Source organism: Pseudomonas sp. Irchel 3E20, from assembly GCF_900187645.1.
Taxonomy (GTDB): domain Bacteria; phylum Pseudomonadota; class Gammaproteobacteria; order Pseudomonadales; family Pseudomonadaceae; genus Aquipseudomonas.
Genome location: NZ_FYEE01000004.1, coordinates 180,731 through 194,260 on the forward strand (window position 1 = coordinate 180,731; position 13,530 = coordinate 194,260).

A 13,530-nucleotide genomic window follows, 5' to 3' on the forward strand; every position below is an offset into this window, starting at 1 on the left:
TTATTGCATGACATAGATTGCCAATCACCAAAGTTCAGGTACTGATACAACTAGTCAGCCAGCCTGCCTCGTGGATCTCGCCCCCTGCCCCGCGCTGGTATTGCAGCACAGTGGTTTCAAGCGTCTCCAGCATCACGTTCCGGGAGCTCGGTGACGATGACATAGTGATCATCGCCGCTCCGGCTACGCACCAGCGTGAAGCCGCCGCGCTGCTCGACAGCGCGAACCGAGGGAGTGACGACAGTCATGCCATCGCTAATCGTTCCTGAGTGGTCTCCGTAGACAGTGGCCGCGTAGCGATCCCCCACCCGCGCTGCGTTTACTAAATAACCATCGACGGTCACGCCCCACCCTATGGCGCTCGCCCGTACAACCCCCGTTGGGAGTTCGATCAATTCACAGGCACTCACGCTGTTCTCCATACCTCATACAATTTCAATGATTTTGCCTGGGTCAAATCCGCAGACTTCACCTGGATAACCTCGTTGGTTCGACACCAGTCGGCACCCGCTCAATACGGTGTCGATGGAGTAATGGGTATGGCCGAACGCCCAGAAGTCGGCCTGCTCCACCAGAGAGTGCCATGTGTTGTAGTACGCGGCGCTGACATGCCCATCGTGCTCATCACCCGCCACCTCAGCCAATGGAGCGTGGTGAGTGACAACGAATGTTTTCCCCGCGAATGGCCGGCTCAACTCCAGGCTAAGAAACTCCCGTGTCGCGTGGTTCTTGGCAATAAGGTCGGCCGGCCGCAGGCGCCGATAATTCGAGTCGGCTCTGATCATGTTGAAGTCGTTCATCACCCGGCCGCAGGTCATGGATGCGGCGACCGTATCGCCCGTCGAAGAAAAATCCGTCCATGCGGTACCCACCAGGAATCTCACATTCCCAAAGACCCACGACTCGTTTTCAAGCACGTGAACGTGAGGGGCCGCTGCCGCTCGCATCTTCTCGATTGTTCGATCGATATGCCCTTTGTAGCACTCATGATTTCCAGCGCAGTACACGACTGGAGCTTTGAAGGTCTCATTTGCCCACAAAACACCCCGCGCTTGCAGATCGATGTCGCCGGCGAGCATCACCACATCCACCGACACATCTGGGGGGATGAAGCGGTCGAATTCGTTGTGCAGGTCTGAGTAGATCAGGACTTTCATAAGCTGGTGATTTTGGCCTTGCTGCCGGGATGCGACTAACCGGGTCGAGGCCCAATTCGATGCTTGGCAGAGCTGATGTTCGATTCAAGCATATATTGATGCGACTGCCTGACTGCGGGCCATACGGGCTAGCGATCGGTCGTCCGTCAAAGGACATGACTATAGGCATTTGCTTTTGACAAAGCAAATTCAGCATATCGTTCCGTTTGCCGGGAACGCTTATGTCACTTCGCAACGCTTACGCCTCTGCCTTGCAATTCCTTCGAATGCGCCGCGAGTCTTCGCAGCAGGCGTTAGCAGAGGCTGCCGACCCTTCCTACATCAGCCGATTGGAAGCAGGCCGCCGTTCAGTGACACTCGACGTTAGCCAAAACCTCGCTCAAGGGCTCGGAGTGGATCCCCTCACCCTGTTGGTACTAGCGTATGCAGCGCAGCGTGGTCAGACACCGCAAGAGGTTCTGCATCACCTTGAGGCAGATCTCTCCGCAGATGGTTTAATGACCTGTGAAATTCCGTCCCAACCTTCCCGAGACCCGCATCCGGGGATTGCTGCAGCGCGGGAACTAAGAGCAAAAATCAAAGCGCTTAGCGATCAAGGGCTGGCTCCTGTCGAGGTGGCCAAAAGCCTGGGCATTTCGAGACAGCGGGTCGCACATCATCTAAAAATGATAAGTGGTGACAAAAGCTGCAGCTAATAAGAATTGATTCTGCATATACGACCGGAGCCTAGAGAGGTGCTCGCACAGGTGGATAAAACTCCCTATGGGAAACATGCAGAGTCCCTGCGGACATAAGGATTCGCGGGCATAGCTTCACCTTACTGTTATTATTCAACGAACGCCGGCATCGTGTGTTAGCTAAAGCGATTACTAAATCCTCAAATACCTATAAGAACCCAGCCGCCATCGCCGATCTGTAAGTACACATAGCCTACCTTGCTCGGAAAAAAAATACTCACCCTGATCGGCGATAAGATCAGGAGATGCATAATTCTCTTTCAAACAGTTGCGTTTGCAACGTAACTCAGTCATCTCTGACAAGTACGTAGGCGCCGGATAGTATAACCCGTAATCGCTAGAGCCGAAGCATTCATCTTGAGTGACAATGTTATCTATAGATGCAATATTGGCTGAGGCCCATGGGTGGAGTCTCACGCTCTCCAAAATAACAATAGTTTCATTCGATTGCTCCGAAACAACAAGACCTGCCCATATTTCATAAAACTGCGCAAGTAAGAGATTCAAATCTTTAGCGAGCAGCGATATTGGTCTAGGATAGACTGGCTCCGATCGAGGTATCCTGTAGGCACGAGCTTTCTTTTTCAAAGCTGAATCAACGGTACGTACATCATGAATATTCACAAGCCAACATGCGTAGGCCACGGAAACACAGCAAGTGTGTTCGTATTCTAAGCCCATGCGATGATTTGCTTTGAGGGAAGCGAAAGACTTGAAGCACCGGCGGTGCCTTGCCAGATACCGCCTTCTGACATATCTACAAATCGATTTGACACACGCAATTTGATCAGTCTTAAAGCTACACTGCATACCCATGTCACGAATTTTTTCTTGGCGAATACTCTGCCAACCTTTAACTAATGGCTCATCCTTTTGACACCAAGCTGTGGCTGCGTGAGGGATATTCAACCTAGATACTGGATAGTCTGTTATAATATCGAAACCCGTCGGCACGTCGATCTTTGGCTCTAAAAACCTTAAAATATAGTCAGTATCTTTAGAACTATAGTATCCCGTTAGCCCCAGCCACCGGTATAGATCATTTCCACACCGATCCTTTGCAGTCTTCAGCCAATCTAAAAAAAATTCATGCCATCGTTCAACAAAGTTAAACACTGGGTTGGACAGATCACATACCGGCATTCGCTCTATAATCGCCTTAACGTGATCGCAATGATTGCCTAATAAAAAATCACGAGTATGTACGCTGGAACGATCTAAATAATCAAGCGCAAAATAACAGCTGCGGCAAGCTAATAACTGCTTTCCATGCCATGGGCAGTGGGTAATTTCCTCAAGAAAAAATAGTGATGAATGATATCCCATAGCAATGCACAATTCACAGTGACGGATGGTCTGCTTCGATCCAACTCGCCTGCCCACTACATTTTCAATGAACGAGTTAGTTAATGCACTTGCAGGCAACTGTATCGCTTTCTCTAATCGCTCCTGACTAATTGAGCCAGCGCCCCACCAGCGAAATTTTTGGGTACCCCAGTCAATATTTTCATTTTTGATCAATTCAACAACTTGCTTACCTTGAACACGGTTGATTACCAAAATTTTTAGCAAGATCAGCCAGAGCGACTCGCAACTAGCCAATTTTCTGATAAACGAAAACACGGAACCCTTGTGCATTATTCGTACCCTGTGGGCAACTTATCTCCCATTAATGCAGAGACTTGCTGCATGTCAGACTTAACGATAGATTTAATTACATGCTCTTTAGTTAATGCAAATCCATCTGCATCATCGTCCCTAGCGCTAATAAGAAGATACGCCAAGGCCAGAAACATGTTCTCGGTGGGAATCAGCGAAGCACCAACGCTTTTGATATGTTCAATGGATTCGCTAAAAATAAGTTCAGCAAGACTATCTAATCTAAACCCTGAGTCGAATGCTTTTGGCAGAAAGAACCTTGTATAACTACACCCACTACCCCGTGGATAGGTCATGTCTTGATCAAATGCGCTCAGCGTTTCCTTCAACCAGTCTGCAGATACACAGCCAACAAACTCCACTTTCCGACTGAAGAATCGGCCCAATAATGCCATGTGCCGTCCTTTATGGAGAGAAGTTATCAATCCTTTTATTTGCTCTTGAGCAAACCCGATCGTCGTCAATTGTACTTCACTAAGACTCAGCCTGTTCTGGATTACTTGCAGATGCTGAAGGTCTTTATAGGTTAAAGCCTGCATTTCATCGACCACGAGAATAAAGTGCGTATCCCCTAAACTTGCCAGCTCGCAAATAATATGGTTCATCACTGCGTCTCGCAGATTGCTTAGCTTCTCTTTAACCCTAGTCTCAAGCTTCATAGCTTTGACCATCGTTTGTATGATGTTTTCTTCACCAGTCACGTCGACAGTTAAAAATAGTATGTATCGTTCCGGAAACTCTTCACGCAGGAACTTGACGATAGCCGTGGCGCACTGCGTTTTCCCCATACGAGAAAGGGACTGGAAATACACGCTTGGCATCCGTAGCCAGACTTGCTCGCTGATCTGATCATATGCCCAGTTAATGGTCGGTGTGACGACAAGGTATTTTCCGAGCACTAGTGGGTGGCTATTCATTAATAAATCACGAGCCTTAGTATCATGAGGTTCATAATCGCTCATCGTATCTCTCCGCTTTAATCAAGAGACTTCTTGCGCGTAATGGTTCGGGGTGGCTTAATAGAATTGTAGCCTTTAGTCGGATCTGGAGTATCCACCTTGGTTGTCGGTCGGCCATCAATCTTTAAACTTCCAACCAGTTGATCAATATCCGCCTGGGCCTCCATCGAAACTTTCTTGAATTCGGTAGCGGCAGCCGCATCTTGCTTAGATTTTGGAGTTACAGCGACTTTATCCTTAGACTTTTTCAAGCCTTGAGCCTTGGCATTAAGATAGTTCATATAAGCCGTGATGGGACAGTCCGAATGCGCGAGGATAATGACTCTATCTCTGATTAGTTTAATAGCCGCTTTTCGCGTAGCCCGGCTATGCCGCATCTTGTCCCATCCTGCCGTTGCCTTGAGCTCTCCGAGTATTTGCCCGTCGGGAAGATAAGCCTCAACAGATCTCATGTCAGCTTCATCTATGAGCACCGTCAGGGTCTCGCCTTTCAACCACATCGAATTACTCAGAAGCTCACTTTTATACCTTACTCGCTCGATTTCGATGAATGGTCGCACGCCATCTTCTGGGTACGCCCTGACCTTGACCTTCTGCGTTGTTTTTTTGAACGTAAGTAGCGGGATAACCTCCTCAAGAGGTCTTCTTGGGATGAAGGACTGATCGTCAGCCGCTAGAATCTGTTCGATCTGTTTCAACGGACTTGTACCATAGTTCCCTTCAGTTGGAAGGCAGTTATACCTAGCGCAAAAGTAGTCCATGATCTCTTCAACAGCATCGGCTTCTACATGGTATTTTATGGCCGTATCAGCAGCCTCTTTACCTTCTCCCGGCTTCGAGCCTGTGGAGTTAGGCAAACGCTGTATCATAGCCGCAACATCTCTAAATAAACGCTCGATACTCGGTCTGATCTCGAACTTGCCTGGCGCACCATAACATAAGGACGACCCGAGCATTCTACGTAGCTCCGTCGAGACATCTGCCGACTGATGTGCTAACGCATTGTCGAAGAATATGCTGGCGGGCAAGGCATTGTGAAGTTGGGGAAATATCTCACCAGGATATCCAGCACCTTCTGGGGTTGTTAAACACAATAGATTCGTACTCGGCCTTGGTAGCTGTGCCCTCAGTGCCTCAGTGATGACCTGAATGATATCTTGAGCATTCACCTCAGGCTTGTAAACTATTCGCCACCACCAAACAGCACCTGAAGCGCGCTCAACTATTGCGATAAAGCACAATCGTTTTAGAGTGACATAAGTAAGATGACCGCTAGGGTTTCTCATCCCGACTACAAATATAGCATCCGTCTTGTACGTGTCTATCTCAAACACATCCATGAACTTTTCGAGTTTAAGGATGGATTCAACTCCAGTCCCAACTGATAGCTGTGCCATGGCACGCGACCGCCCATTTAGCACAACGGACATGGCATAGTTTTTCCCCTCGACTTTTTTTATAAGGCTACAGATGCTTCTATAACCCTGCAAATCGGCATTAAAGGGCCATTCAGTTTCTGGGTGCCCATTATCCTTAAGATACTTAACAAAGAAAGAATGCAAAGCTGCAGGCTTTATATTTCTTTCAACTATCTTGGATCCATTTTTTCTTGGGAGTATTTTTTGAATTAGCTTTTCGTGTAGTTCTGGATATTTTTTCAACAAGGCTTCGAAAGCGCCGGCATACCCTCCGCGTCCGGAGGGCTTATTGCTTTTCGGAGCTGTAACTCTAGTGTAAGACGTGGTTCTGATGTGGGGAATCAAAGCTCGATAACCATACACCAAACCGTCTGAATGAATTTTCATGCACCGTTCAATTAGCCTTGACAAGTCAGACCTTCGAACGCCCGTCTGGCTCTCGATAGAATCAAGCGCCTCACCTTTTATATATAGATCAACTGCAAATTTCCTCTTTTTAAATAGTTCGCCACTGTCCGCAGCTAACAGTTCGATCAAAACAGGAGGCCACGGTTGCGTCGCTATTATTCCGGAAATTATCACTGAACGTGGACGTCTACCTTTCATTTTAGCGCCCATCTTGTAGCGCGCCCTAAGCCTCTGGCCACTATGTCGTGAACCACTACTTTTCCTTGTAGTATGAATTTAGCGAAGACGCCCATTACAATCATAGTGTCATACTGTATGCACTGTTCGATTAATTCTCCGACGGTACCCTCACGCATCATCTTCAAGAGATTAAGAATATTGTCCTGTTCAAACTTCCATGCTTTGCAGCGAATTTGTGCAACAAAAGGCAAGATGCCGAATAATGTCGCAGCATACTTCGAATGATGAGCTATAAAATCCTCCGTTACGGCCTTGTACAGGAATTTTCCAGGCTCACCATTTTTGTCTAAACAATCGACTTCATATGCTGCCTCTTTGTCAGCGGCACTTGAAATATGGTGATATTCTTCCTTACCATCCCTCAATACAACCTTGATCAATTCGAGAGATCGATATTTTTCTGTATCCCCAAGCCTAACCTGTACAATAGAACCAAATTCGAAGCTTCTGATGTTGGGATCAGACTCCAAAATAGAAAGCCAATATACCAACTCATTATTGCTGGCAAGAGAAATATCCTGATCAAGCTTTGGGCTAAAGCAAATCCATAGATTGTTCGAGGTATTAGTTCTTTTCCCGTGGGCTGAAGCTAGCTTGCCACGCATTTGGCTTTTGAGTGAGGGCATGACAAGTTCCTAAGTTCCAGTGAACACTTAAGCTATCGCATAGGTTCACGGCTCCGTCAACGGGTCAGTTCGCCCACAAATCCGTGACATTCAGCCCTCCTTCCCATATACATGCCAACTTATCTAGTGTATACAGGCAGACATATATAACGTATAAGCCGGGACGAGCGAAGCCAACTATCTGATTTAGCTTGAAGGCTAAGTCTGCAGCCCACTGAGAATTACCCAGTTTTTTTATTAAGCGGACTGTATTTTATGTTTTATCAAACTAATCACTGCACATCGATTTTTCGTCCCGCTCGTGATCTTTCCCAGCGAAGGCGGTTCGTGCCCCACATCGCAGGTGGATCGCGATGCGGTGAGTGTGTCGCCAATCTTAGTGCTGTACGCAATACCTAATATTGTGTTCAGGTGAGTGCTGAGACTATTAATTAGTACAAAGGCACGCTCTAATGCATCTTTACTTCAAAAATATTGAAGTCTAAGTTTGGACAAATGCTTTTCAGATTCCTCAAGAGATATTTCGAACCCCTTGATATTTAAAAGAATCGTCCTGAGAAACTTTGCTGCGAGTTTTACTTCAGCGTACTAATCGAGAATGTCACGATTGTGAAGATACAGCCCTATCGCAGTTTAACCCGCCGCCAAACAGCTTGTTCGAGTACTCGGAAGTAATCCTTATTGCGTGTTAATTTCACGGATTGGCTTTACCACTATCGATCCGTCAATCAACTCGATGCTCAATGAGTCACCTGAACCGACGCCCATTGCTGCGAGAACATCCGGTGGGAGATCTATGATGATGTCCCCACTGCTATCGTCAGGATCCTGGCATATCGCAGTCGTTGCCAATGAATCATTCATTAGATGCAAGCTCCGCTCTCGACCGAAAATCTAGGCTATATCCTCAACACGGCACGTTAAAAATTAAACACTGAGCATCCAGCTGGGAAGCCTCACAAGTGCTCGAACAGAATTAATCGGCACCGTGTATGAGAACGATCAGCTGTCTAGCGTTGAATTCGAGAGTCATTGCCACCTCACTCACTGGCAATTCCCATGCCTGGGCCAGCAGCTCAGCCGTTCGGCCTGAGCTCCACGGCATGACCGTGGCACCATCGAACTGGGCGAATGGCCCGTCGCTTTCCGGAACCACGCGATCACGAGGCAGCTTTTTGGCAAGCGCCTTACCAGATGCCGAGTTGAACGCTGCCGGCCCGATGCTGAACCAGCATCCCATATCCGAGGCGGACTTAAGCTCGGCAGCCGTCCCTGTAAACCAATGAAGAACAGCTGTGCCAAAACCAGGGTGGTCATCGAGAATCGCCAGCACCTCTCTCACGGCCTGGCGAGAGTGAATGCTCAGCACGCGTCCACCGACGTTGGCACATTGCGCGACCACAGCAGTGAACACTGTACGCTGAGCGTCGAAGCTGTGCTGGAACCGTTTGGAACCATCCAACCCCACCTCACCGACAGCAGATGCGTACTTGATCTGCTCAATCAGGGTGTCGAGCTCAGCGTAACGCTCATGGACGATCTCCGGATGCAGTCCCGGTGTGATGAGCACATTTGCATGACCACCAAGCACTTTACTGGTGGCGGAGAATGCCCGGGGGCTGGTGGTAACCAGCCAGGTGAACATGTTCCTCTCCACCGCTTGCGCGAAGACCTCCCGTGCATTGGGATAGAGGTCGAGATGGCAGTGAAAATCCATCAAAGCAATCCGTCTCCGGTCAAAAGGGCCTCCAGCTCATGGATGCCATTCGTGAGCACAGATCGATACTGAGGTCGTTCAGGAATAGGAGCGAATGCTAGTGATGCTCCCAAAAACCTGTCGATACCCCTATCTCGCGCCGCAAGTACCGCCAATGCTACAGCCATCGGATCATCTGGCCCGCTGGATTTGTCGCTCCCGACCAAACTTGGGAAGACGTAGCGGGTTGCATCAGCCCCCGATGTCCAGGCACCGAAAGCAGCCCTGCGAATCATACAAGGCACGCAGCGACCGCAGTGAGTTCGATTGTACGTACGGAATCGCCCGCAGCTGGTAGTGTCGGAGGCCAGCGCTTGTAGGCGCGGCTGATCAAGGCACTCATTCATCATCTGCCCTTTGGTCTTGAACCGGTAGGGCAATTCCAGCTGCACCGAGACACCAACACCATCGAGAACCTGCTGCAGTTTGTTGATGAACAGAGGATGAGTCGTGCGAGTACTCAAGCTCGATACCCGCCCAGGAACCAGCGGAGGGTTCACGCAAATGAAGCCGTTTTCTGGGATGTAGATTGTCGGGCGCGCGGCGTCGAGTCGAGACGCGGCCAGCACGGCGAAGGCATAGAACGCCAGTGAACGACCACGCGTCGACGGTTCACGCGGGCCTTTGAAGCTGATTCCATGACTCCACTGATAGTGGGCATCAGCACCACCAAGCAGGGTTGCATAGCGACGTTGGCGTTCAGAGTCCTCGTGAGCCAGCTGAGAAACAAACAGAGGCCGGCGGCCTTGGGCCACGAGATCCATGCCACCGATAAGGCTGTCGAGGCCACCAGACAACAAGGAAACACAATCTTGATCCTTGGCGGTGAAGCGTCCTTGAGGGGGGGGCAGGCCTGCATCCGTGAAAATCAGAGTCCAATAGTCTCCGGTCAGCACCTTCAGTAGTTGCTCAAGCTCCACCTTCCACGGATCCCATCGCAATGGCTCGTGAAGCCCCACACTCAGCTCAATTGTACGAGTCCAGCCATCAGCACTTGTACTGCGCATCGCGCAAAGATCGGTCGCACAGACGGCCAAGCAGAACTGAACGAAGTCCCAAGCCGCAGGGGTTGGGCGGAACCCTTTGCGCTTCAGGGAACCGTGCCAACTCTTGGCGATGGTACCGACACCCTCACGCCTGGCGCTTTTGAAATAGGTAAAGGCGCGCTCCCCTTCGGCGAGTTGTGCGGGAAGACGGGCAATGCTGGTACAAATGACCTTAATCATTCTGCAAATACCTCTAGCGCGGTTTGCAGCACATTATGCGCAAGGGTCTGGGGATCGATTCTCTGCGCCGCTAGAACTTCCATTATTCGCTGCACCTCTCCGTGAACCCATTGCTTGATGTCATTACGGAACGCCTGGATTTCGACTGGCGAATACTTGAGCTTTTCATAAGTCTGGCCCAGCTGCAGGTCCATCCGATTGCAGACTTCGTTGGCGATCGTGAACCCGATGACTGCTGTGATCTGCTGATCATCAAGCTGAAAAATATCGACGTTGGGATCCTGCTCGTACAGCTGCGCTAACGCATCGGCGGCAGCATTTCTCAATGACTCATCGTCGACACTGCCGGTGTCCGGCATGACTTCCTTGATGAGCTCCAGGGCAAGATCGCTGGCTGAAAGGTTCTGGCCGCGAACTCTCTGAATCCAGTCGACTACTTGAGGGTCGGTGCCGGCCCTGACCGCTTCGAGAAACGATCCCAGTTGCCCGGCTCCTTGAGCAACCCCACGCATGGTGTTGCTCGCACGCCCTGCTCCACCCATACCCTTATTGATCATGCTGCTGGCAGCGCCGCGAAGCGCGTCACGACCACCTCCAGACAGATATTTGCCCATCTGGGATCGGGCCGGCATAAACCTGAGATCTGGCGCTATGTCCTGATCTTGGGCGGGCTCTAAGCCGGGCACATCATTTTCAGGTGCATCCTGCGGAACACCCTCTTCACCATCCGGCGCGGGGCCACCAGCAGCATCGCCCTGATCTAACCATTCGGGGTCAAACGGAGAACCCGCCTTGCCGCCACCACTTGATGTAGAGGTACCCATCAGATTCCATTCCTTTGCGCCGGTCGAGGGGCGTTCTTCAATGCGGCCGTAATAGCATTTTTGGTCGGTTTGCCCACTGAAGGGTCATCCAGCCACGCCGTTAGTGTTTCGTTTGCCCACTGCTCAGCTCCCAAGAGAGGAATGAATCCCGGGCCGAGCATTTTGGCAGGCGCGAGTCTGATCAATGCTGCAGCGCGCTTTCCAAGAGCTGGATAAACCCTGCAAGGCTCGATCAACATGATGAGCTCGTCCTTCGATTTCCAAGTGCGGCTGGACGCCGTACCTTGCCACGCCTTTTCCATCGCAAGCTGGACCTGGTTGGCATCGACCAGCTTGATGGCTTGCGTGAGCTGATCGTTCGAACTAGTGGCGACTTTGAGTACATCGCGCAGCTCCCTGGAAGCTGGCGTCATGTTGTCGTCCCCAAAATCTCGCGTAGCTGTGTCACGACTCAGGTGCAACAGAGGGCGCAAGTCCTGACCTCCGCTAACTGCAGCCACTCAATCACGAACGAATCATTACTGAACGGGGTAGGTAGATCTCCTCCCTGCGCCGCAATGGTTTCGGCGTCCAGCAACTCTCGGATTTCCCCATCATTGTCGGAACTGACCATACCAGAGAGTGCTTTGGCGAGATCCTCGTTGTAACGCTCCAGCAAATGCCACTTGGCTAAAGATGGGATATCCAGCGTGATGCCTTGAGGCGCGGCCAGCGACTCTCGCAGAAAAACCGTGTTTAGAAAACGCTTCATGAGCCGTGGATTCGCGCTGATACTAGATGACTTGAACATCAGGCTCGCCAAACCCTCTGCCAGATCCATCAACTGCTGAAGTCTTGTATCTGTCCCCACCAGGTCATGCAGAAACGCTGAGGTGATCGTCTCGCCAAGCCAACTCCTGGCTAACCTGCGCGGTATATCAACTTTGGCTTGGTCGAATTTTTCAGGCGGAAACGTTCCAGCACGGGCCTCTCGTTCCAGCAGCAGAAGCACCAGATACGCCTTGGCTTCGTTCACGCCGATGCGAGGCACATGCAAAGGCACCTGGATCAGCTTGTCAAAGTAGTTGGTGGCGATATCGCTTGTAATGCCAGTGCCTTCGAAATGCTTCTTCACGGCACCGTGGATAAATTCGTTGTCGGCAGCTATCACGAAAGCCGTGCGTTTGAGAAACAAAAGCAGCCTGATGGATTCGAGGGTCGAAATTGCCGTCTCAGGCAAGCACCGATCCAAGTCGTCGACAAACACCACCAAGGTGATGCCAATCTCCTCCAACAGCTTTTCGAGTGCGGATCTAAAGGCATGGATTTCGTTGGGCAGCGACATAGGCTTCGCCGGGTTCAACAGACCATCAGCCTTAAAATCCAGCGACTCCCCTTCTTTCTTGTCGCCCCCCTCAGCCGCATCGCCGTCTGAACTGAGGGCGCTCCATAGACCCGAAACCTTCCCGATCGCCTTCCCGATCGCACCCACGGGCACACCCGTTGTAATCGTGATCGCAGCCTCACCCCCAAACTGCGCCAACCGCAGCAGGTTGATGCGTTTCAGGAGGTCGAGGGCTTTCTTCAGCAGCTTTTCATCACCCTTGGCCAGCTTCAGCACTTCATCGCCGACGATCTGTAGCAACGCACTGCGAGCGCTTTCGAAATCCTGGTACAGCCATGGGTTGAAAGTGATTACGACGTATCGGTGTTTGGTAGGCTGGGGCTGTGCATCTGTGGCAGCAGATGGTGACGGAGCCGCTGAAGCCACCGGAGTTTCGAGGCGGGCGGCGATCATCTTAACCAGAGAGGACTTGCCGGCGCCCCAACCACCTGACACACCTATCGAAATAGGCTCACCACGACTCTGTCGCAGAAGACTGGCGCAAGCATCAGCCACCACACCAAAATTCAGATAGTCGACCGTTGTTTCGTTGTCATGCCACATAGATGAAATCCGTTTCAGTTTTCGTGTTGGAGAACGCTTGCGGCAATGGTTCGCCACTGGCTGGTACGAGCAGTAGAACCTGGGCATCCGTGTATTTAGCTACGCTCCAGTGCCAGCGACAAAACAGGCAACACGCCAAGTGTGACTTCGAGATTTTTAACAATTTTAAGATGGTATCAAAATTTCCCAGCCGCCTGATAGCAACCTGCCACATCCCAAGATCCGGGCTAGCGCCCCGCCACCCAGTTCTGAGACGAGCTTATACAGCTTGGATATCCAGTTTAAGCCTCGGTGCCCACCTCTATCCGAGCCTCGATTCAGTTTTATGTGTCTAGCCGCAAACCGATCAAGCGGATGAAGACCAGAAAGCAACTTGTAGGTCTTAATCGCTACCCTCCTCCTTAGGCCAGATTTCCGCCTTTGAGGATTGGCGGAAATTCGAGAGCTGGCGCGCGCCCCTTTCGCCTGGAAGACTTGGGTCGCAGAGGGTCTTATATATAGGTGATCTAAGCACCTTGAACCCCAGCTGTAACAGCACAGTCCGATCCTTGTCTTCGAGCTTTTTCACCGACGAAATCAATATGTGCTGTAGC

General features: G+C 50.7%; 13 protein-coding genes. 1 reads left to right on the top strand and 12 read right to left on the bottom strand.

Annotated features, from left to right (window positions below; genetic code table 11):
* Positions 1-116: 116 nt before the first annotated feature.
* Complete coding sequence (locus CKW13_RS24750) at positions 117-248, bottom strand: hypothetical protein (protein ID WP_256576552.1); 132 nt, start codon at positions 246-248, stop codon at positions 117-119.
* A 177-nt stretch (positions 249-425) separates the two neighbouring features.
* The gene (locus tag CKW13_RS09545) at positions 426-1,157 is read right to left on the bottom strand and encodes a metallophosphoesterase (protein ID WP_095108341.1); all 732 of its coding nucleotides are present in this window, start codon (positions 1,155-1,157) and stop codon (positions 426-428) included.
* Positions 1,158-1,378: 221 nt separating this feature from the next.
* Between CKW13_RS09545 and CKW13_RS09550 the strand changes: the two genes are divergently transcribed.
* The gene (locus tag CKW13_RS09550) at positions 1,379-1,852 is read left to right on the top strand and encodes a transcriptional regulator (RefSeq protein WP_095108342.1); all 474 of its coding nucleotides are present in this window, start codon (positions 1,379-1,381) and stop codon (positions 1,850-1,852) included.
* 174 nt (positions 1,853-2,026) lie between these two features.
* Here the strand turns inward: CKW13_RS09550 and CKW13_RS24195 are convergent, their stop codons facing one another.
* From CKW13_RS24195 to CKW13_RS09590, 10 genes are all read right to left on the bottom strand, one after another.
* A complete protein-coding gene (locus CKW13_RS24195) occupies positions 2,027-3,532 on the bottom strand; it encodes a hypothetical protein (protein WP_141233961.1) in 1,506 nt (501 codons plus the stop codon).
* Positions 3,532-4,515 (bottom strand): hypothetical protein, encoded by a 984-nt coding sequence (locus CKW13_RS09555; RefSeq protein ID WP_141233962.1) that lies wholly within the window; start codon positions 4,513-4,515, stop codon positions 3,532-3,534. The genes CKW13_RS24195 and CKW13_RS09555 overlap by 1 nt, the downstream gene beginning before the upstream one ends.
* A 14-nt stretch (positions 4,516-4,529) precedes the next feature.
* Positions 4,530-6,467, bottom strand: a complete 1,938-nt coding sequence (locus tag CKW13_RS24200) for a hypothetical protein (protein WP_141233963.1) — start codon at positions 6,465-6,467, stop codon at positions 4,530-4,532.
* A gap of 65 nt (positions 6,468-6,532) precedes the next feature.
* Positions 6,533-7,204 (bottom strand): hypothetical protein, encoded by a 672-nt coding sequence (locus CKW13_RS09565; RefSeq protein ID WP_095108345.1) that lies wholly within the window; start codon positions 7,202-7,204, stop codon positions 6,533-6,535.
* A gap of 678 nt (positions 7,205-7,882) precedes the next feature.
* Positions 7,883-8,068: an AbrB/MazE/SpoVT family DNA-binding domain-containing protein gene (locus CKW13_RS24755; RefSeq protein ID WP_095108346.1), complete on the bottom strand. Its 186-nt coding sequence runs from the start codon at positions 8,066-8,068 to the stop codon at positions 7,883-7,885.
* A gap of 112 nt (positions 8,069-8,180) precedes the next feature.
* On the bottom strand, positions 8,181-8,921 hold the full coding sequence (gene qatD / locus CKW13_RS09575; RefSeq protein WP_095108347.1) for a Qat anti-phage system TatD family nuclease QatD: 741 nt from the start codon (positions 8,919-8,921) through the stop codon (positions 8,181-8,183).
* Positions 8,921-10,186 carry a Qat anti-phage system QueC-like protein QatC gene (gene qatC / locus CKW13_RS09580; RefSeq protein ID WP_095108348.1) on the bottom strand — a complete coding sequence of 422 codons (1,266 nt, stop codon included), beginning with the start codon at positions 10,184-10,186 and terminating at the stop codon, positions 8,921-8,923. Before qatC ends, qatD begins: the two co-directional genes overlap by 1 nt.
* Complete coding sequence (locus CKW13_RS09585) at positions 10,183-11,010, bottom strand: hypothetical protein (protein ID WP_095108349.1); 828 nt, start codon at positions 11,008-11,010, stop codon at positions 10,183-10,185. Before CKW13_RS09585 ends, qatC begins: the two co-directional genes overlap by 4 nt.
* The gene (locus CKW13_RS24760; RefSeq protein ID WP_256576553.1) at positions 11,010-11,423 is read right to left on the bottom strand and encodes a hypothetical protein; all 414 of its coding nucleotides are present in this window, start codon (positions 11,421-11,423) and stop codon (positions 11,010-11,012) included. The genes CKW13_RS09585 and CKW13_RS24760 overlap by 1 nt, the downstream gene beginning before the upstream one ends.
* 38 nt (positions 11,424-11,461) lie before the next feature.
* Positions 11,462-12,937 (bottom strand): P-loop NTPase fold protein, encoded by a 1,476-nt coding sequence (locus CKW13_RS09590; RefSeq protein WP_256576554.1) that lies wholly within the window; start codon positions 12,935-12,937, stop codon positions 11,462-11,464.
* Positions 12,938-13,530: the final 593 nt, after the last annotated feature.

Coding starts and splice junctions, on each gene's coding strand:
- CKW13_RS24755 (WP_095108346.1), bottom strand. CDS start 8,068: ATGAATGATTCATTGGCAACGACTGCGATATGCCAGGATCCTGACGAT.
- qatD (WP_095108347.1), bottom strand. CDS start 8,921: ATGGATTTTCACTGCCATCTCGACCTCTATCCCAATGCACGGGAGGTC.
- CKW13_RS09565 (WP_095108345.1), bottom strand. CDS start 7,204: ATGCCCTCACTCAAAAGCCAAATGCGTGGCAAGCTAGCTTCAGCCCAC.
- CKW13_RS09585 (WP_095108349.1), bottom strand. CDS start 11,010: ATGGGTACCTCTACATCAAGTGGTGGCGGCAAGGCGGGTTCTCCGTTT.
- CKW13_RS09555 (WP_141233962.1), bottom strand. CDS start 4,515: ATGAGCGATTATGAACCTCATGATACTAAGGCTCGTGATTTATTAATG.
- CKW13_RS24750 (WP_256576552.1), bottom strand. CDS start 248: ATGACTGTCGTCACTCCCTCGGTTCGCGCTGTCGAGCAGCGCGGCGGC.
- CKW13_RS09590 (WP_256576554.1), bottom strand. CDS start 12,937: ATGTGGCATGACAACGAAACAACGGTCGACTATCTGAATTTTGGTGTG.
- CKW13_RS09550 (WP_095108342.1), top strand. CDS start 1,379: ATGTCACTTCGCAACGCTTACGCCTCTGCCTTGCAATTCCTTCGAATG.
- qatC (WP_095108348.1), bottom strand. CDS start 10,186: ATGATTAAGGTCATTTGTACCAGCATTGCCCGTCTTCCCGCACAACTC.
- CKW13_RS24195 (WP_141233961.1), bottom strand. CDS start 3,532: ATGCACAAGGGTTCCGTGTTTTCGTTTATCAGAAAATTGGCTAGTTGC.
- CKW13_RS09545 (WP_095108341.1), bottom strand. CDS start 1,157: ATGAAAGTCCTGATCTACTCAGACCTGCACAACGAATTCGACCGCTTC.
- CKW13_RS24760 (WP_256576553.1), bottom strand. CDS start 11,423: ATGACGCCAGCTTCCAGGGAGCTGCGCGATGTACTCAAAGTCGCCACT.